We start from the raw sequence: 18,462 nt of genomic DNA, 5'->3' as shown, positions 1-18,462 counted from the left end.
GGAACACCATGCCCCGCACGCCGCATCGTCTTTTCCTCCGATTGACTGTGGCGCTGGCGGGGCTTTGCGTCCTGAGCGCCGCCGCCCAGGACGCCCCGCGCGTACGTGCGCGTGATCTGGGCGTCGCGCCCGGCATCTTCAGCCCGGGCAGCAACAACGCGATCACCGATGTGGCCGGCGTACGTGTCGGCCAAGTGACCCTGAGCGAAGGCGACACGGTTCGCACCGGCGTCACCGCGATCCTGCCGCACCCGGGCAATGCCTACCGCTCGCGGGTGCCGGCGGCGCTGCACGTGGGCAATGGCTTCGGCAAATTCATCGGCAGTACCCAGGTAAACGAACTGGGCGAACTGGAAACCCCGATCCTGCTGACCTGCACGCTGTGCGTGTGGAAGGCCGCCGATGCGATGGCCGATTGGATGCTGGCGCAACCGGACATGCAGCAGGTGCGTTCCTTGAACGTGGTTGTCGGCGAGACCAATGACGGCGGCCTCAATGACATCCGCGCGCGGCCGGTTACCGCCGCAGCGGTGCGTCGCGCGCTGGAGACGGCGAAGAGCGGGCCGGTGCAGGAAGGCAGCGTCGGCGCTGGCACCGGTACGGTGGCATTTGGCTGGAAGGGTGGCATCGGTACTTCATCGCGCAAGCTGCCCGAGAGCCTGGGAGGCTGGACGGTGGGCGTGCTGGTGCAGGCCAACTTCGGCGGCGTGCTGCAGGTGGAGGGCGCGCCGGTCGGCCGTGAGCTGGACCGTTACGCGTTCCAGAATGCAGTGGCGGCGCAGGGCAATGTGCGTGGGCTGGCCGATGACCGCGGCGATGGCTCGGTGATCATCGTGGTGGCAACCGATGCGCCGTTGTCGGATCGCAACCTGCGGCGATTGGCATCGCGCGGGATGATGGGGCTGGGGCGTACGGGCAGTTCGGCATCCAATGGCAGCGGCGACTATGTGCTGGCGTTTTCGACCGCCGAATCGGTGCGGCGCGGGTTTGATGCCGCACAGCTGCAGACCACCGAGCTGGCGAACGAGCAGATGAGCGCGGTGTTCCAGGCCAGCGTGGATGCGGTGGAAGAGTCGGTTTACAACGCCTTGTTCATGGCGACCACGGTTAGTGGCAATGGACAGACGGTGGAGGCGATCCCGCTGGATAAAGTGCGGGAGGTATTGCAGCAGCATGGGGTAAAAGCACCGAGGTAGCAGGGTGCTAGCAGTGCTGCAGATTCAAGCGATGCTTGCCGAAGTCCCTTCTCCCGCCTGCGGGAGAAGGTGCCCGAAGGGCGGATGAGGTGAGCTTTGGCTATTAGGCCTTTGTTTTCTGCTTCTCCGCTCGACCCTCTCCCCAACCCCTCTCCCGCAGGGAGGGGCTCAAGTCGCCGCGCCACCCAGTGCCTTGTAAAGCGTCACATCATTGAGCAATTGGCTGCGCTTGGTCTGCGCCAATGACAGTTCCGCATTGCGACGGGTCTGCTCGGCTTCCAGCCATGTGCGCAGGTCGGTGGCACCGGCGCGGTAACGCACTTCGTACAAGCGCGCGATCTCCACTGCTTCGTCATGGGACGCCTGCGCCGCAGCCACCTGCTCGGCCAGGCGGGTGCGCGCCGACAAGGCGTTGTCCACTTCAGACAGCGCGGTATACAGCGTGCGGCGGAAATCATTGGCGGCGATCTGGTAGCTCAGGTCGGCCGATTTGATGTCCAACTGCATCTGCCGGAATTTCAGGAATGGCAGGCTCAGTCCGGCGCCCAGGGTCGCCACCGGGTTGCTCAGCACATCACCCAGCGAGGTGCTGGAACTGCCCACCGAACCACTCAGGCTCAGGCTGGGGTAATAGCTGGTGGCAGTGACCTTGATGCTCTTCAAGGACTGCCGCAGGCGCAGCTCGGCTGCACGAAGGTCCGGGCGACGTGCCAACAGTTCGGCGGGCGTGCCTTCGGCAAGTGCCGGGCTGTGGGCGACATCCAGATTCTGCGGTTCCTCGGCCAGCGGCCAGGGCTGGCCGTCCAGCAGCACGGTCAGGGCATTGCGGGTTTCCACCCGCTGCTGCTCCAGCTGCGATTGCGCGGCCTTCTGGCTTTCAATGTTCTGCTGCGCCTGGCGCACTTCCAGCCGCGAAACACCGCCGGCATTGAACTGGGCCTGCACCAATGAAGCGGTGCGCTGCAGGCGCTCAAGATTTGCCTGGCCGGTGGCGATGGCCTGGTTGAGGTAGCCCAACTGCCAGTACAGTTCGGCGCTCTGGCCAACCAAGATCAAGGCGGTGCTCTGCAGGTCTTGTGCGGTGGCCTGGGCTTCCCATTGGGCGATGTCGCGCTGGCCGCGCAGCTTGCCCCACAGGTCCAGCTCCCAACCCAGTGACACGCTGGCGCTGTTGCTGCGCGACCAGTCGTCACTGCTGTCGATGCTGCGGCTGCCACTGGCGCTTGCCGAGCCGTTGGCCTGCGGCCACAGGTCGGCACTGGCCAGGCCGGCCTGCGCGCGGGCACGTTGCAGTTTCAGGCCAGCCGAGGCCATGTCGGTGTTGCTGTCGAGCACGCGGGCAACCAGCCGGTCCAGATTGGGATCGGCAAAGCCCTGCCACCAGGCATCGGCACGGATGTCGGCCACCGGTGCGGTGACTTCGTGTTCGATCGCCTGTACCGGCGCGTTGGCTGCGGCATCGCCACGGCCGTAGACGGCGGGCACGCGCAGGTCAGCGGCAGGATCGGCGCTGGGGGTAGTGGCGCAAGCGGTCAGGACCGCGCCCAGGGCGGCGGAGAGGAGCAGGGGATGGAGTGCTTTCATGGTCTTCTTCATTCGCGGGCCAATGCCTCCACCGGATCCAGTTGGGCGGCATTGCGGGCCGGCAGGAAGCCGAATGCCACGCCGATCAGGGTCGAACAGGCGAAGGCGGCAATGATCGAGCCGGTGGAGAACATCAAGGTGAAGCTGGCGCCAAAGGTCTGGAACGCCCAGCCGATGGACAGCGCCAACACAATGCCGAGCACGCCGCCGAGCAGGCACACCAGCACCGCCTCGATCAGGAACTGCTGGCGGATATCGCTCTGTCGCGCGCCCACGGCCATGCGCACGCCGATCTCGCGGGTACGCTCGGTCACCGACACCAGCATGATGTTCATCACGCCGATCCCGCCCACCACCAGGGCAATCGCGGCAATGGCGCCGATCAGCAGGGTCATGGTTTTGGTTGTGGACTCGATGGTTTCGCGGATCTCGGCGGTGTTGCTGAGGAAGAAGTCCTCGGTGCCGTGACGCAGGGTCAACAGCTTGGTGATGGCCGATTGCGCCGCATCCATCGGCGTGTCGTCCCTCACCCGCAAGGTGATGCTGCTTAGGTAGGTCTGGCCCAGCATGCGCGCCATCACCGTGGTGTAAGGCACCCACACGCTGAGGTTGGTGCTGCCACCAAAGCCCATCGATTGACGCTTGGCCACCCCGATCACCCGCGCTGGTACATTGCCCAACAGCACCACCTGGCCGAGTGGATCATCGCTGCCGAACAGCTGGCTACGGGTGTTCTCATCGATCACCACAACCTGCGCCAGGCCCTTGACCTCGCTGGCGTCGAAGTAGCGGCCACTCACCAGTGTCATGCCCTTGACCCGGAAGTACTGGTCACCGATGCCGGCGACCTGCGCCGAGGCGGCCTTGTTGCCGACCCGTGCGGTCACCGAGCTGGAGACGCTGGGAGTGACGCTGTCGATATAACTCTGCGTGGCCAGCGCTTCAGCATCACTGCTTTTGAGCGTCTGCACGCGAGCGGAGCGCATGTCGCCGAAGCCGCGGCCCGGATATACGTCGATGGTATTGGTGCCCAGCGAGGAGATGTTCTGCAGGATCTGCTGCTGCGAGCCATTGCCCATTGCCACCACCGATACCACCGAGGCGATACCGATGATGATGCCGAGCATGGTCAGGAAGGTGCGCAGGCGATGTGCGTTCATTGCCAGCAAGGCCATGCGGAAGGCTTCGACAAAGCGATCACGCGCGGCCTGGAAGGCACTGCCGCCGGTTTTGACCGGGGCAGGGCGCTCCAGGGTCTTCAACGCCGGCACTTTGTCGTTGCGGCGGTCGGCGACGATTACGCCGTCGTGGATCTCGATGATGCGCTGCGCGTGCTCGGCGACCTGCATGTCGTGGGTGACGATGATGATGGTCTGGCCTTCGGCATGCAGCTCGCCGAGGATATTCATCACTTCCTCGCCCGAGGCGCTGTCCAGCGCGCCGGTGGGTTCATCGGCCAGGATCACCTCACCGCCGTTCATCAGCGCACGCGCGATCGAGACGCGCTGCTGCTGGCCACCGGACAGCTGGCCCGGCTTGTGGCCCATGCGGTCACTCAAGCCCAGGCGCGCGAGCAGGGCTTCGGCACGGCTGCGGCGAGCGTCTGCCGGGGTGCCGGCGTAGATCGCAGGTACTTCCACGTTGCCGCGTGCATCCAGGTCGCCGAGCAGATGGTAGCGCTGGAAGATGAAACCGAAGTGCTCACGACGCAGTTCGGCCAGCTCATCGGGTTGCATGTGCCCGGTTTCGCGACCGGCCACCTTGTACGAGCCGACAGTGGGGCGGTCCAGGCAGCCGAGGATGTTCATCAGCGTCGACTTGCCCGAACCGGACTGGCCAACGATGGCAACCATTTCGCCGGCGTGGATGTCGAGATTGACGTCCTTGAGCACGGCGATGGTCTCCTCGCCGGCGGGAAACTCGCGGCGCAGGTCGCGCAGTTGCAGCAGCGGCTGGCTCATCGGCGTGGACCACCCATCATCGGGCCCATCGGGCTGCGCTGGTTGCTGCGCGTGCTGCTCTTGTCGGCATCGCTGACTTCACCGACCACGACCAGCTCGCCTTCGCTCAAGCCTTCCACTACTTCAACGTTGGAACCGTTGTTGAGGCCGATCCTGATCCTGCGCGGCTCCGGCTGGCCGTCCTTGTTGACTACCCGCACCATGTAGCTGTTGCTCTTGGCCAGCTCGGCGGCATCGGGCTGGCGGCGCTGCTGGCGCTGGGCTTCCTGCTTGCTGCGGGCGGCGCGTTGCTCACCGTTGCCGGCGGCTGCACCGGCACCACCACCACGTCCGCCTTCCGGTACCTTGGGGCCTAGCGCGACGGTGGGGATCAGCAGGGCATCCTTGGCTTGGGCCAACATCACCGATACCTGCGCGGTCATGTCGATGCGCAGCGTGCCGTCCGGGTTCTCGACGTCGAACAGCGCGTTGTAGTACACGGCGGTGCTGGAGCTGGACGAGGACGAGCTGCTGGAACTGGTGCTGTCGGTGCTGATCGAGGCTGGCGCCGGGTTCACCGTGCGCAGGGTGGCCTGGTAGCGGTGATTGGGGTTGCCAAGGATGGTGAAGTACACCGGCATGCCGGGCTTGACCTTGACCACATCAGCTTCGGAGATCTCGGCGTTGACCGTGACCAGATCCAGCCGTGCCAGCTTGACGATGGTTGGTGCGGACTGGTTGGCGTTGACGGTGCGGCCTTCCTCAGCCACCACCGCCACCACGGTGCCGTCGATGGGCGCGGTGATGCGGGTGTAGCCGAGGTTGGCCTGGGCGGTACCCAGTTCGGTTTCGCGCTGCCGGATCTGCGCGTCGAGCGCGCGGATCTGGGCGCGGGTACTGGCCAGGTTGGCCTCGGCCGACTCGAACTCGGCGCGTGAAGTGGCCTCGGCGGCGAGCATTTCCTTCTGGCGGGCAAAGGCCAGCTCGGATTCCTTCAGAGAGGCGGTCTGCACTGCGCGCTGGGCGCGGATGTTTTCCAGCGCGGCCTCGGCGTTCTTGAGGCTGTTCTCCTGGGTGACCGAGTCGATCTCGGCGATCAGGTCGCCCTGTTTGACCACGTCGCCCAGCTGCACCTTGAGCAGCTTGATCTGGCCCGAGGCCTGCGCGCCCACGCTGACCAGCTTGTAGGCATCGATCACACCGGTGGCATCGACGGTCTGCTCCAGATCGCCACGGCTGACCGGCGAGGTCGCCATCGAAGGGGCGGCCGGCTTGCGCGTGGCCCAGAACGCGCCGCCGGCGATCAGGGCGACGAAGGCGACGGCAAGCAGGATGCGGTTGCGGCGGGAGGAGGGCAGCAGCTTCACGGTGGTTGGACACTCATTGGCCGCGGTGGCGGCGTCGAGATCCAGTGTGGCCAGCAGCCTGTTCAGCCTCAAGGCACAGTGTGTGTCGGCGTGTATCAGGTTCAGGCTGACATGTATCGGCATGTATCAGCAGCCGGCGCTGATACCTGGTGATACATGCACGGGCGCGCACAACGATCCGCTAGCATGGATCATTGCCCCATGACGGACATACAGACCTTGCACCGCTTGCTGGTGGTAGACGACGACAGTGACATCCGCAGCCTGCTGGCCGAGCAACTGGGCCGGGCAGGCTATGCGGTGAGCACGGCGGCCGATGGCAACGAGATGCGCCAGGTGCTGACGCGCGAGCACATCGATCTGATCGTGCTGGACCTGAACCTGCCGCGCGAAGATGGCTTGGCGCTGTGCCGCGAGCTGCGTGTGCGTTCGACCACGCCGGTGATCATGTTGACCGCGCGCAGCGAACCGATCGATCGCGTGCTGGGCCTGGAAATGGGCGCGGATGATTACCTGGCCAAGCCGTTCGAGCCGCGCGAACTGCTGGCACGCATCCGCAACGTATTGCGGCGTACCGAGGCCCTGCCGACCAATATGGAGCCGCTGGCGATGCGCAGGGCGGTGTTTTCAGGCTGGGTGTTCGATCTGGAACACCGCCATTTGATCGACCCGGCCAAGCGTGTGGTGATGTTGTCCGGCGCCGAGTTCCGGCTGCTGCGGGTGCTGGTGGCGCATGCCAACAAGGTGCTTTCGCGGGAACAACTGGTGTCGCTGAGCAGTGGCCGCAACTATGAATCACAGGACCGAGCCACCGACCTGCAGATCAGCCGCTTGCGGCAGAAGCTGGGGGATGCCGGCGGCGCCGATGGTCTTATCAAGACGGTGCGCAACGAAGGCTATGTATTTGCCAGCGCGGTGACCCTGGAATGAAGCGGCTGCGCCTGTTTCTGTCGTCGATGGCGGGGCGACTGTTTGTGATCCTGCTGGTCGGCATGATGGTGGCGGCGATAGGTGCGACCTTGCTGGCCGAATCGCGCAGGCAGCAGGAGTTCGAGCGGCAGAATCTTGCCCGCATCGCCGACCGCCTGCAGGGTTTCGTCAATCTGTTGGATGCCAACCCGGAACTGCGCAGCCGCTTGCTGGCCGTTGGCGGGCCGAATGTGCGTGAGGTGAAAGGCGACTTCCGCGTAGGCGATGTGGACACTGCCTTGATGGAGGTGCTGGCTGCACGGGGCGGGGCGCTTGCCGGCGCACAGGTACGCGCCAGCAGTTTTCGTGCCTGCATGCCGCCGTTGCCGGAGTTTCTGCCACCGCCGGAACGGGGGCCGCGCTCGACCCAGCGGCGCGAGCGTGAACGGGATCCGGCATTCACCCCGCCGCGCTGCCGGCTGGTGGAGCTGAAACTTACCGATGGCACGCCGCTGCGGCTGGCGCTGGAATACCCGGCGGTGGCGCGGCGTTCGGCATCGGCCTTTGATCCCTGGTTCCTGTCGCTACTGGTGCTGGCGATCGGCCTGCTGGCGTACGTGGTGGCACGCATCGCCAGCTCACCGCTGCAACGGCTGGCAAACCATGCCACCGAGCTCGGTCATGACCTGCAGCGCGAACCGCTGCCGGTGTCAGGCCCACTGGAAGTGCAGCGTGCCGCCGAGGCATTCAATGCCATGCAGAAACGATTGCAAAGGCACCTGGGCGAACGTACGCAGATGCTGGCGGCCATCACCCACGACCTGCAGACGCCATCAACGCGACTGCGACTGCGGCTGGAGAACGTGCAGGACGAGCAGTTGCGCGAGCGGCTGATCGGTGATCTTGCGGCGATGCAGGCCCTGATCCGTGAAGGTCTGGAGCTGGCGCGCAGTGCCGAAAGTGCCGAGCAACGTGCGGCGCTGGATCTGGATTCGCTGCTGGAGAGCGTGGTCGAGGATGCGGCTGAGTCCGGCCACGACGCGCTGTTGCAGCAAGGCTGTGGCGCCGTGTTGATGCTGCGCCCGCTGGCGATGCGGCGGCTGTTCTCCAATCTGGTGGACAACGCGGTGAAGTACGGTCATGCCGCCCATGTGAGCGCACGCCGCGAAGGCGATGCGGTGGAGGTGCGGGTGCGTGACAATGGGCCGGGCCTGGCCGAGGAGGAGCTGGAGGCGGTATTCACCCCATTCCTGCGGCTGGAAACCTCGCGCTCGCGGGAGACTGGCGGTGCCGGCCTGGGCCTGACCATTGCCCGCGCCCTGGCCGAGAAGGATGGCGCCAGCCTGACGCTGCGCAACCATCCCGAAGGTGGCCTGGAAGCCGTCGTCCGTTGGGAAGCCCCACAATGGGCCACAGCCCATACAGGCACTGCCTGAGCTTGTGGGAGCGACGTATGCCGCGAAGCCACCGATTCCACCGGCGTGCCTGCAACCCGCCCAGCAGGGGCACATCGAGCGCAGGGGGCTGTTGCCGTGATCTGCCAGACCACCAGCTTCGCGGCTCACGCCGCTCCCAAAGATCGCCATCCCGCAGCTGATGTGGGAGCGGCGCAAGCCGCGAAGCCACAGATCCCATCGACCCGCACATCTATGGCATCCCGAGCGCAGGGATCTGTCGCGGGGATCGATGTGGTCTTCTACCTTCCCGGCCAGACTCGTGCCGACCGCACCATCCGCACTATGCAATTGTTTCGGCGTTCGCCAACGTGATCTTCATCGCTGATCTACCGTAAGTGTTTGCTAGTATCGCCAGATCAGCTTGGGGCATGAACGATGGCAGCAGAGAAGAATCTGGTTACCCGCCCGGGCGTCAGCACGCGCGCGTTGGGGAGCAAGGGGGCGGTCTTTGCAAATCGAGGTCTTGGGGCGCTGATCATCTTGGGCGGATACGCTGCATTGCCGGCGTGGGCGCAGGCCGGGAGCAGAGCTTTCCAGCCGCAGCCTGTAGTTGCGGCGCTATCGGCACCGGCGCTGCTCGGTGGCCTGTGCCTGCTGTTGATCGTGGGGCTGCTGTGGCTGGGAATGCGGTTCCGGCAGCAACGCAGCCAGGCGCAACTCCTGTCGGCGCAGGCGCTGGCCCAGTCCGACGAATTGCGCCAACAGAACAAGCATTTGGAAGCCACCCTGCTTGAAAAAGCCGAGCTTGAGCTCAAGCTGCGCGAACAGGCCGATGCGTTCGAGCGCCTGGCCAACGAGGATGATCTCAGTGGGCTGCCCAATCGCCGTGCGTTTGACGAAGTGCTGGCACGTGACATGGCCGTCGCCCGTCGCGCCGGCCGCGCACTGAGCTTGGTGGTGCTGAGCATCGATCACCTCAAGCAGATCAATGCGCAGTGGTCGCGCGCGGTCGGTGACCTGGTGCTATGCGAAGTAGGTGAGCTGATGCGGCGCAGCCTGCGTGCCTCGGACATGCCGGCGCGGTTGGGCAACAAGGAATTCGCGGTGTTGTTGACCGACACCGCATTGCCGGAAGCAGAGATCGCCTGTCAGCGGCTGCAGCGCCTGTTTGCTCAGTATGTGGAGTGGGGCGGCCACGAGGCCGGCGACATCAAGGTCAGTTTCAGTGCCGGGGTGGTGCAGCTGCACGAAGACGACCAGGCACCCGTGCTGTTCTACCAGCGCGCAAAGAACGCGCTGGCAACGGCGAAAAGGGAAGGTCGCGCGCGCACCTGCACGGCCTGAGTGCCCCGCCGCTCAGCTGGCGGTTGTGGTGGGCCAGGCGTTGACGATCTTGCAGAACAGGCGTGCGGTCTGCTCGGTGTCGTATACCGCGCTATGCGCTTCACTGGCATCCCATTCAAAACCGGCTGCCTGTACCGAACGTGCGAGCACGGTCTGGCCATAGGCCACGCCGGCCAGGGTCACCGTATCGAACACGCTGAAAGGGTGGAACGGATTGCGTTTGTGGCCGCTGCGGGCAACGGTGGCATTTACGAAGTTCAGGTCGAAATGGGCGTTGTGGCCGACCAGGATCGCGCGTTGGCAGTGATACTTTTTCATCGCCGCGCGGATCGGTGCGAACACGTGTTCCAACGCCTCGCGCTCGGGCTTGGCCAAGCGGAACGGGTGGTCAAGTACGATGCCGGTGACTTCCAGCGATTTGGGGTCGATTTCGGTGCCTTCGGCCGGGATCACATGCGCGCTGGCGGTCTGGCCGGGATACAGCAGGCCGTTCTCGTCCATCTCCACCGGCACGGCGGCGATCTCAAGCAGCGCATGGCGATTGCAGTCGAAGCCACCGGTTTCCACGTCCACCACCACCGGCAAAAAGCCGCGGAAGCGCTGCGCCATGGGCGTGTAGGCAGGACGGGGCAGCGAGGGTTCAGCAGAGTCGTTCATCGCAATAGGGTAGCAGAGCGGGTCAAGCGGCCGTGTCAGCGAGCGCCCGCGACCGGCGTACAGGAGCGGCATGGGCAATGTAGTGCCGAGCCATGCTCGGCAGGGGCTTTCCCACCAAAACCTGCGGGAGAGGCGTAAGCCGCCAACCCCTCCCCAACCCTCCCCTAGGCCTTCGGCCGAGCGAGGGAGCGCATCGTTGCCGCGGACAGAAGGGGTTCAAGCCTTCAGCCAATCAATGCGGACAATCAAACCCTCCGTCAAAGTCAGGGCGCCGCGCTGCCCAGCAGGCAGCCCTTGTCCCTTAGCTGCTGCAGCATCGCCGCGCCGTTTTCGATGAAGGCCTCATCCGACTGCGTGCCGGCCTCAAGCGCCAATTCCCGCAGCTGCTCACGCCCGCTGAGCGCAGGAAACTGTTCCAGCCGTTCCAGCAGCCGATACAGCAAGGGCGACAGTTCGGAGAACGCGATGTCGCCATCGGTCTGGCGGCGGGCCAGCAGCAGGGTCGGCTGCAACGGTGGCTGGCAGGGTTGATATTCCAGACCAATCCTATGCACCGGCCAGTGGTAGGCGAGGGCGCGGCAGCAGGGGGAAAGCACCGGGCTGCCGGCCAGCAGGTCGCCGTGTGGATCATGTGCCGGCAGCGCTGCGTCGCTGATTTTGAGGGCCAGTTCGATCCACTCGTAATGGGCCAGTTCAAGCAACCAGGGCGCTTCCGGGTCGACGCTGCGCTGGTCGAGGAAGGCGATGAACTCCTGCCCGATCTCTGGAAACAGCGGGGTCTGTGCGCGGTGCTCGCGGCAGAACGCGCGCACCAGCTGCTGCCATCGCGGCACCACCAGGCTGCGTGCGATCACCGGGAAATTGGCCGTCAGCAAGCTTTGGATATTGTTGAAGTACAGCTCGCGGTAAACCTGCATGCGTGCAGGGGCTATGCCTGGCGGGGCAGGCTGTTGCTGCGGATCACGCAGGTGCGCGGCGAAGCGCTTCTGCAGCGCGGCCAGAGACTCAGTCATGGGAGCCGATCCGGGCATGTTGCAGCTCACGGATCCGGCCTATCTCGGCCAGCAGTTCGGGCAAGGGCGGGAAGTTGAAATCGCGTTCCAGCAAGGTGGGGCGCACCCCGTGCATGGCATAGGTATCGGCCAGCAACTGCCAGACATCGCCTTTGACCGGCATGCCATGGGTGTCGATCTTCAGGTCTTCTGTTTCATCGTGGTGGCCGGCAATGTGGTAGCTGGCAATGCGCTGCGAGGGCAGCCGTGCAAGAAAGGCGCGGGCGTCATAGCCATGGTTGATGGCATTGACGTACACATTGTTGACGTCCAGCAGCAGGTCGCAATCGGCCTCGTTGAGCACGGCGTTGATGAAGTCGGCCTCGTCCATGTCGGCTGCAGGTACGGCGTAGTAGGAAGCGTTTTCCACGGCGATGCGGCGACCAAGGATGTCCTGCGCCTGACGGATGCGTGCAGCCACGTGGTGGACGGTTTCGGCGGTGAACGGCAACGGCAGCAGTTCATAGAGCTGGCCGTCATCGCTGCACCAGCTCAGGTGCTCGCTGTACAGCGCTACCCGGTGCTGGTCGAGGAAGCGCCGGGTACGCGCGAGGAATTCCACATCCAGGGGGGCCGGGCCGCCCAGTGACAAGGACAGGCCGTGGCAGCTGAGCGAGTGCCGCTGCGACAGTGCCGACAGCGCCTCGCCTAGGGCGCCGCCGACGCCTATCCAGTTATCCGGTGCGCATTCGAGGAAATCGAATGCGTTTTCCGGTGCCTGCTGCAGGGCGTCGAGCAGCGAGCGCCGCAAGCCCAGGCCTGCGCTGGCCTGGGCCGGCTTGCGCAGGCCGTGCGTGTCCGGCTTAGTGCTTGCCGCCACACTTGCCCTCGCCGCATTTGCCTTCGGCCTTGGTTTTATCGGTGCTGGTAGCCGCTTCGCCTTCGGTCTTGGCCGCGTCGGTCTTGGCCTTGTCCTTGTCGGCGCCGCATTTGCCTTCGCCACATTTGCCCTCACCGCACTTGCCTTCGGCCTTCTGTTTGGCATCGGCGCTGGCATCGGCCGCGGCCTGGTCGGTAGCGGCGGCGGCCTGGGCTTGGGCCGTCGGTGGGGTCTGGGCGCTGGCACCCAGGGCGTAGCCTTGGGCCAGATCGGTCATGGCAAAGGCAGGAGCCGCCATGCCGCCGAGCAGGGCAACGCCCAGGGCGAGGGTGGTGGGCTTACGGATGTCGATGGCCATTGCGGTGTCTCCGGTAGTGGTTGGGCCGGGGGGAGGCTGGAGCTTAGCAAGCAGCCCGGGCCAGCGGCGTCACCTTGCCACCGTTGGAACGAGAACGGGCCCAACCGGGCCCGTTGTGATCCCAGCGGCAGCGCCAATCAGCGCTGACCGCTGACGATATCGATGATCAGCCCGGTCGCGACAGCCATCAGCACATAGCGGTCATCAAGCTTGCGCCATTCATTGCCGCGGCCGGGCTTGCGCAGACCGTGCTTGTTGTAGTCGGTGACACGGTTGCCGCGCTGGTTCTGCGGCAGGCGCTCGCCCTTGCGGGGAGCATGGTGAGCACTGTTCTGCGACGCATGCTGGGCGCCGTTGCGCGCAGCCGGTACCGCGCCGGTGTTGCCGGGGCTCTGGTTGTGCGGGGCGGTGCTGCGTTGCGGCTCGTCGTGGCGCGTGTTGTCACGCTCGCGGTCCTGGGTGGGGCCGGCGAAGGCGGTGGCGGAGGCCAACAGGGACAGGCTCAGGACGGTGGCGGCGATACGCTTCATGGGGATTCCTCAGTGCGCAGCGGAAGTGCTGCGGACGAGTCCATGCTCGGAAAAATCCCGTGAATGCGATATTAAAAATGGCATCTGCGGCGTATCGCTTTGTACCGCTCTGTATCAGCCCGCCGCAGTGCAGCGCGGCGGACGGGTGCGGAGGGTGGGATCCGGTGCTGCCGCTGCCGGCAGCACCGTTGATGAAACTCAGGCGTGATCGACGGTGCTGGTTTCGTCGCGCTTCTCGCGCGGCGGCAGCGGCGCGTCACCGTGCACCAGGAACCAGACGTTCTCGGCGATATTGGTGGCGTGGTCACCAATGCGTTCCAGGTTCTTGGCCATGAACAGCAGGTGCGTGCACGGGGTGATGTTGCGCGGGTCTTCCATCATGTAGGTCAGCAACTCGCGGAACAGCGCGGTGTACTGCGCATCCAGACGTGCGTCGTCGGCCCGCAGCTTGAGCGCGGCTTCGGCATCGTTGTCGCGGTAGGCTTCCATCGCGCGGCGCACCTGCTGCGCGGCCAGGCGGCCGAGCGCGCGTACGCCCTGGATCTGTGGCAGCGGCGGCACCGCCGCCAGGGCGATGGAACGCTTGGCGACGTTGGCGGCGTAGTCGCCGATACGTTCGATGTCGGCCGGAATCCGCAGACCGGCGAGGATCTCGCGCAGGTCGCGGGCCATCGGCCCACGCAGGGCCAGGCGCATCACGTCGTGGCTGATCTGCTGCTCGAGCTGGTCGATGGCCTCATCGTTGGCGACGATACGCTGTGCGGCCTTTTCGTCGCGGCGCTCGATCACGTCCAGCGCGGCTTCGAGCTGCGCAACGGACATTTCGCCCATGCGCACGATCTCGGTCACCAGTCGCTGCTGTTCTTCGTCATAGCTCTTGACGATGTGGTCGTTGGGAAGATTCATGGAATGCTCGCTGGAGACTGTTCGGGTGGGACTGCATTCGTTCGGGAGCTGCGTTGCCGTCCATGGCGTACATCTGGCTTCGGAGTGCGGCCAGGCCGTCCTTGGCCAGGCGTCCAGCGGGCTGCGGACCGTGCGCGGTCCGCGCGCCGGCCTCAGCCAAAGCGACCGGTGATGTAATCCTCGGTCTGCTGCTTGGAGGGGTTGGAGAAGATGGTTTCGGTGCGGTCGTGTTCGATCAGGTCGCCCAGGTACATGAAGGCGGTGTAGTCGGACACGCGCGCTGCCTGCTGCATGTTGTGGGTGACGATGGCGATGGTGTAGTCGTTCTTCAGCTCTTCCACCAGCTGCTCGATGCGGCTGGTGGAGATCGGGTCCAGCGCCGAGGTCGGCTCGTCGAGCAGCAGCACGTCCGGGCGCAGGGCCACGGCGCGGGCGATACACAGGCGCTGCTGCTGGCCGCCGGACAGGCCCAGCGCACTCTGGTTGAGCTTGTCCTTCACCTCGTCCCACAGCGCACCCTGGCGCAGGGCCTCTTCCACGCGGACGGTCATGTCGGCCTTGGACAACTTCTCGTGGTGGCGGATGCCGTAGGCCACGTTCTCGAAGATGGTCATCGGGAACGGCACCGGCTTCTGGAACACCATGCCAACCTTGGAGCGCAGGCGGTTCATCGGGTACTTCGGCGAGAGGATGTTCTCCCCGTCCAGCAGCACCTCACCGCGGGCTTCGAGCTTGGGATACAGCGCGTAGATGCGGTTGAAGATGCGCAGCAGGGTGGACTTGCCGCAACCGGACGGGCCGATCAGCGCGGTGACGCGCTTCTCGGGGATTTCCAGGTTGATGCTCTTCAGCGCGTGGAACTTGTCGTAGTAGAAATCCAGGCCGCGTGCGGCCAGCTTGACCGGCGCCGGCGTGTGCAGCGACTGGTTGGCGGCGGGCACGGCGATGCGCTGCATCGGTACGGCATTGCTGAGGTCGTTCATGGGAAGGTCCATGGCAGTCAATCGTTTAAGTTCAGTCGTTCGAAATGCGGTTGCGCAGCAGCAGGCCACGCGCAGAGAGGCTGACCAGCAGCACGAATACGGTCAGCACCAGCGCGCCGGCCCAGGCCAGCACCTGCCAGGATTCATACGGGCTGCCGGCGAACTGGTTCATCACCACCGGCACCGAAGCCATCGGTTGCATCACGTTGCTGTTCCAGTACTGGTTGCCGAAGGCGGTGAACAGCAGCGGTGCGGTTTCGCCGGAGATGCGCGCCAGGGCGAGCAGGATGCCGGTGACGATGCCGGCCATGGCACTGCGGTACAGCACCTGCATGATCACCTTCCACTGCGGCACGCCCAGCGCCAGCGCGGCTTCGCGCATCTGCACCGGCACCAGCCGCAGCATTTCGTCGGTGGTGCGGATCACCACCGGCAGCACGATGAAGGCCAACGACAGCGCACCGGCAAACGCGGAGAACTGGCCGCCGGTCTGCATCACATACAAGGTGTAGACGAACAGGCCGAGCACGATGGACGGCGCCGACAGCAGGATGTCATTGACGAAGCGCACCACCGTACCGGCCTTGCGCGCATTGCCGTACTCGGCCAGCCAGGTGCCGGCAGCAACACCGAGCGGCGTGCCGATGCCGATCGCCAGTGCACACATCACCGCGCTGCCGAAGAAGGCGTTGAGCAGGCCGCCTTCCTGCATGGGCGGCGGCGTCATCTTGGTAAACAGATTGAGGTTGATGCCGGGCAGGCCCTTGGACAGCAGCGTCCACAGGATCCAGCCGAGGAAGAACAGGCCGAACAGCGCGGTGGCGCAGCCCAGCAGCAAGGCCACGACATTGGTGATGCGGCGGCGCAGGTAAAGCGCGTCAGAGGCGGAAGCGGACATCAGTTGCCCTCCTTGCGGGACAGGCGCATCAGCATCAGGCGGGCCAATGCGAGCACCACGAAGGTGACGATGAACAACACGAAGCCGAGCAGCAGCAGGGCCGAACGATAGGTTTCGGTGGCTTCACCAAAGTCGTTGGCGATCAGTGCGGCAATGGTGGTGCCCGGCTCCAGCAGCGACGGCGTAAGGCGCACGCTGTTGCCGATCACGAAGGCCACTGCCATGGTTTCACCCAGTGCGCGGCCCAGGCCGAGGAAGACGCCGCCGATCACCGCCGAGCGGGTATACGGCAGGACGATGTCCCAGCTCACTTCCCACTTGGTTGAACCCAGCGCGTAGGCCGATTCCTTCAGGCGGGTGGGGACGGTGAGGAAGACCTCACGCATCACCGAGGAGATGAAGGGGATGACCATGATCGCCAGCACGAAGCCGGCGGTGAGCATGCCGATGCCCAGCGGCGGACCCTGGAACAATGGGCCGATGATCGGCCATTCGCCCAGCGTCTCGTTGAGAAAGGGTGTTACGTACTGGGTCATCACCGGCACCAGCACGAACAGGCCCCACATGCCGTAGATGATCGAGGGGATGCCGGCCAGCAGTTCGATGGCGGTGCCAACCGGGCCACGCAGCCAGCGCGGTGCCACTTCGGTCAGGAAGAAGGCGATGCCGAAGCTCACCGGCACCGCGATCAGCATCGCGATCAAGGCGGTGACGATGGTGCCGTAGATCGGTGCCAACGCACCGAACTTGTTCTCGACCGGATTCCAGTCGGAGGAGTAGAAGAAGCTCAGGCCCTGTTCCTGCAGCGCATGGCGGCCGCCCCAGAGCATGGACAAGGCAGCGCCGGCCAGTGCGACCAGGACGAAAATCACCGTGGCGATCAGGAACCAGCGGAACAGCCGGTCGTTGCGGGCGTCGCGCAGATCGCGCGAAGTGGGCGACGAAGCGAGGGACGGTGCAATGGCATTCATGGCAGCGGCAGGGGCCCAGGAGGATGCGGTGGTATTTCTGTCCCCGATGTCGGGGAGTACAAATCTTTGAGATCGTCATCCCCGCCTTGACTGGGATGGCGCAATGACAAGAGCGGGTGCGCCAGCGGCGCACCCGCGTCATCGCATCACTTGAACTCGGCAGCCCAGTACGACTCGATCTGGGTCACCAGCTCGGCCGGCAGCGGCACGTAGTGCAGTTCGTTGGCCTGCGCCTGGCCGTTCTCGAACGCCCACTTGAAGAAGGCGCGGGTATCGGCGCTGCGCTTGGCATCCTTCGGCTGCTTGTGCATCAGCATGAAGTTGGTGGCGGTGATCGGCCAGGCATTGGCACCCGGGGCGTTGGTGATCACCAGGTTGAAGTCCTTGGCATTGGCCCAGTCGGCGCTGGCAGCAGCGGCGGCAAAGGTTTCTGCGGTCGGCTGCACCCAGCTGCCAGCGGCGTTCTGCATCGAGGCGTACGGCATGTTGTTCTGCAGTGCGTAGGCCAGTTCGACGTAACCCACCGAGCCCTTGATCTGCTGCACGTAGGAGGCAACGCCTTCGTTGCCCTTGCCACCGACGCCGTCCGGCCACTGCACCGAGGTGCCTTCGCCAACCTTGTCCTTCCACTCGCCGCTGACCTTGGACAGGTAGTTGGAGAAGTTGAAGGTGGTGCCCGAACCGTCGGAGCGGTGCACCAGGGTGATCTTGGTGTCGGGCAGGGTCACGCCCGGGTTGGCATCGACGATGGCCTTGTCGTTCCAGGTCTTGATCTTGCCCAGGAAGATGTCAGCCAGCAGGGTGCCGGTCAGGCGCAGCTGGCCCGGCTGCAGGCCTTCCAGGTTGACCACCGGCACCACGCCGCCAATCGCCGACGGGAACTGGCCCAGGCCAGCCTGTGCCAGCTCTTCGGTGGACAGCGGCTTGTCGGACGAGCCGAAGTCGACGGTGCCGGCCTTGATCTGGGCGATACCACCGCCCGAGCCGATCGACTGGTAATTGATCTTGGCGCCGGTGGCGGCGTTGTAGTCGGCCGACCACTTGGACACCAGCGGGAAGATGAACGATGCGCCTGCGCCGGAGATTTCGACGGAAACCTTGTCACCGGCGGCAGCGGCCGAGGCACCAGCGGCGTCCGGGCCGGAAGCGGCCTGGTTACCCTTGTCACCACAGGCTGACAGGCCCAGGGCGATGGCCAGCGAAAGGGCGGCAAGACCGGTCGTGTGCAGCTTCATGCGTCACTCCATAGCGGGAGAAATGCCGGCACCGCCGGCGGATGCGGCTATGAAATGATGTTTTTGTTACAGCCTGATTACATCGTTAAAAAAATCTGGAAAAGCCAACAAAATCAATGGCTGTAAAGTTGGCCGCAGGTAGGGTCAGGGTAGGGATTCGGCAGCTTGATGACAGCGAGAGCGGCGCCGCAAAGCCCCTGTAGTGCCGAGCCATGCTCGGCAGAGGCATTACCGGTAAAGCCCCAGCGGAGCATGGCTCCGCTCTACAGGTGAAGCCGAAGCCATGCCGCCCTGTTGTGCCGAGCCATGCTCGGC

The 18,462-nt window shown here is 65.0% G+C and carries 17 protein-coding genes; 4 read left to right on the top strand and 13 right to left on the bottom strand.

Annotation, left to right across the window (positions count from 1 at the left end):
• Window positions 1–8 precede the first annotated feature (8 nt).
• On the top strand, window positions 9–1,196 hold the full coding sequence (locus ABB27_RS09480) for a DmpA family aminopeptidase (RefSeq protein WP_083491233.1): 1,188 nt from the start codon (window positions 9–11) through the stop codon (window positions 1,194–1,196).
• A 168-nt stretch (window positions 1,197–1,364) separates the two neighbouring features.
• Here ABB27_RS09480 and ABB27_RS09475 read toward each other — a convergent pair whose 3' ends face one another.
• From ABB27_RS09475 to ABB27_RS09465, 3 genes are read right to left on the bottom strand one after another with little or no spacing between them, the layout of a single operon-like run.
• Complete coding sequence (locus ABB27_RS09475) at window positions 1,365–2,780, bottom strand: efflux transporter outer membrane subunit (RefSeq protein ID WP_244479197.1); 1,416 nt, start codon at window positions 2,778–2,780, stop codon at window positions 1,365–1,367.
• Window positions 2,781–2,788: 8 nt separating this feature from the next.
• The gene (locus ABB27_RS09470; protein WP_057628456.1) at window positions 2,789–4,741 is read right to left on the bottom strand and encodes a MacB family efflux pump subunit; all 1,953 of its coding nucleotides are present in this window, start codon (window positions 4,739–4,741) and stop codon (window positions 2,789–2,791) included.
• The gene (locus ABB27_RS09465; protein WP_484600298.1) at window positions 4,738–6,132 is read right to left on the bottom strand and encodes an efflux RND transporter periplasmic adaptor subunit; all 1,395 of its coding nucleotides are present in this window, start codon (window positions 6,130–6,132) and stop codon (window positions 4,738–4,740) included. The genes ABB27_RS09470 and ABB27_RS09465 overlap by 4 nt, the downstream gene beginning before the upstream one ends.
• A gap of 156 nt (window positions 6,133–6,288) precedes the next feature.
• On the opposite strand from ABB27_RS09465, the gene ABB27_RS09460 reads away from it, so the two are divergent.
• From ABB27_RS09460 to ABB27_RS09450, 3 genes are all read left to right on the top strand, one after another.
• Entirely contained in the window at window positions 6,289–7,017 is a 729-nt protein-coding gene (locus tag ABB27_RS09460; protein WP_057628455.1) for a response regulator, read from the top strand.
• On the top strand, window positions 7,014–8,432 hold the full coding sequence (locus ABB27_RS09455) for an ATP-binding protein (protein ID WP_057628454.1): 1,419 nt from the start codon (window positions 7,014–7,016) through the stop codon (window positions 8,430–8,432). Before ABB27_RS09460 ends, ABB27_RS09455 begins: the two co-directional genes overlap by 4 nt.
• A gap of 501 nt (window positions 8,433–8,933) precedes the next feature.
• Complete coding sequence (locus ABB27_RS09450) at window positions 8,934–9,737, top strand: GGDEF domain-containing protein (RefSeq protein WP_057628453.1); 804 nt, start codon at window positions 8,934–8,936, stop codon at window positions 9,735–9,737.
• A gap of 12 nt (window positions 9,738–9,749) precedes the next feature.
• On the opposite strand, the gene rnt is transcribed toward ABB27_RS09450, so the two are convergent.
• The 10 genes from rnt to pstS form a co-directional block, all read right to left on the bottom strand.
• On the bottom strand, window positions 9,750–10,346 hold the full coding sequence (gene rnt, locus ABB27_RS09445) for a ribonuclease T (protein WP_211263700.1): 597 nt from the start codon (window positions 10,344–10,346) through the stop codon (window positions 9,750–9,752).
• 311 nt (window positions 10,347–10,657) lie between these two features.
• On the bottom strand, window positions 10,658–11,407 hold the full coding sequence (locus ABB27_RS09440; protein ID WP_057628451.1) for an HvfC family RiPP maturation protein: 750 nt from the start codon (window positions 11,405–11,407) through the stop codon (window positions 10,658–10,660).
• Complete coding sequence (locus ABB27_RS09435; protein ID WP_244479196.1) at window positions 11,400–12,266, bottom strand: HvfB family MNIO-type RiPP peptide maturase; 867 nt, start codon at window positions 12,264–12,266, stop codon at window positions 11,400–11,402. The genes ABB27_RS09440 and ABB27_RS09435 overlap by 8 nt, the downstream gene beginning before the upstream one ends.
• Window positions 12,250–12,624 carry an HvfA family oxazolone/thioamide-modified RiPP metallophore gene (locus ABB27_RS20360; protein ID WP_057628450.1) on the bottom strand — a complete coding sequence of 125 codons (375 nt, stop codon included), beginning with the start codon at window positions 12,622–12,624 and terminating at the stop codon, window positions 12,250–12,252. The genes ABB27_RS09435 and ABB27_RS20360 overlap by 17 nt, the downstream gene beginning before the upstream one ends.
• 137 nt (window positions 12,625–12,761) lie before the next feature.
• Window positions 12,762–13,154: an RcnB family protein gene (locus tag ABB27_RS09425; RefSeq protein WP_057628449.1), complete on the bottom strand. Its 393-nt coding sequence runs from the start codon at window positions 13,152–13,154 to the stop codon at window positions 12,762–12,764.
• Between the two features lie 198 nt (window positions 13,155–13,352).
• Window positions 13,353–14,060, bottom strand: coding sequence for a phosphate signaling complex protein PhoU (gene phoU / locus ABB27_RS09420; protein ID WP_057628448.1), 708 nt, complete (start codon window positions 14,058–14,060; stop codon window positions 13,353–13,355).
• Window positions 14,061–14,212: 152 nt separating this feature from the next.
• Window positions 14,213–15,043: a phosphate ABC transporter ATP-binding protein PstB gene (gene pstB / locus ABB27_RS09415; RefSeq protein WP_057628447.1), complete on the bottom strand. Its 831-nt coding sequence runs from the start codon at window positions 15,041–15,043 to the stop codon at window positions 14,213–14,215.
• Between the two features lie 31 nt (window positions 15,044–15,074).
• Window positions 15,075–15,944, bottom strand: a complete 870-nt coding sequence (gene pstA, locus ABB27_RS09410; protein ID WP_172837767.1) for a phosphate ABC transporter permease PstA — start codon at window positions 15,942–15,944, stop codon at window positions 15,075–15,077.
• Window positions 15,941–16,912 (bottom strand): phosphate ABC transporter permease subunit PstC, encoded by a 972-nt coding sequence (gene pstC, locus ABB27_RS09405; protein ID WP_057628445.1) that lies wholly within the window; start codon window positions 16,910–16,912, stop codon window positions 15,941–15,943. The genes pstA and pstC overlap by 4 nt, the downstream gene beginning before the upstream one ends.
• Before the next feature lie 146 nt (window positions 16,913–17,058).
• Window positions 17,059–18,147, bottom strand: coding sequence for a phosphate ABC transporter substrate-binding protein PstS (gene pstS / locus ABB27_RS09400; RefSeq protein ID WP_057628444.1), 1,089 nt, complete (start codon window positions 18,145–18,147; stop codon window positions 17,059–17,061).
• Between the last annotated feature and the right edge of the window lie 315 nt (window positions 18,148–18,462).

This window comes from Stenotrophomonas terrae (assembly GCF_001431465.1).
GTDB lineage: Bacteria > Pseudomonadota > Gammaproteobacteria > Xanthomonadales > Xanthomonadaceae > Stenotrophomonas > Stenotrophomonas terrae.
Note: the sequence above shows the minus strand (reverse complement) of the source record. Positions and strands in the feature narration are given on the sequence as shown.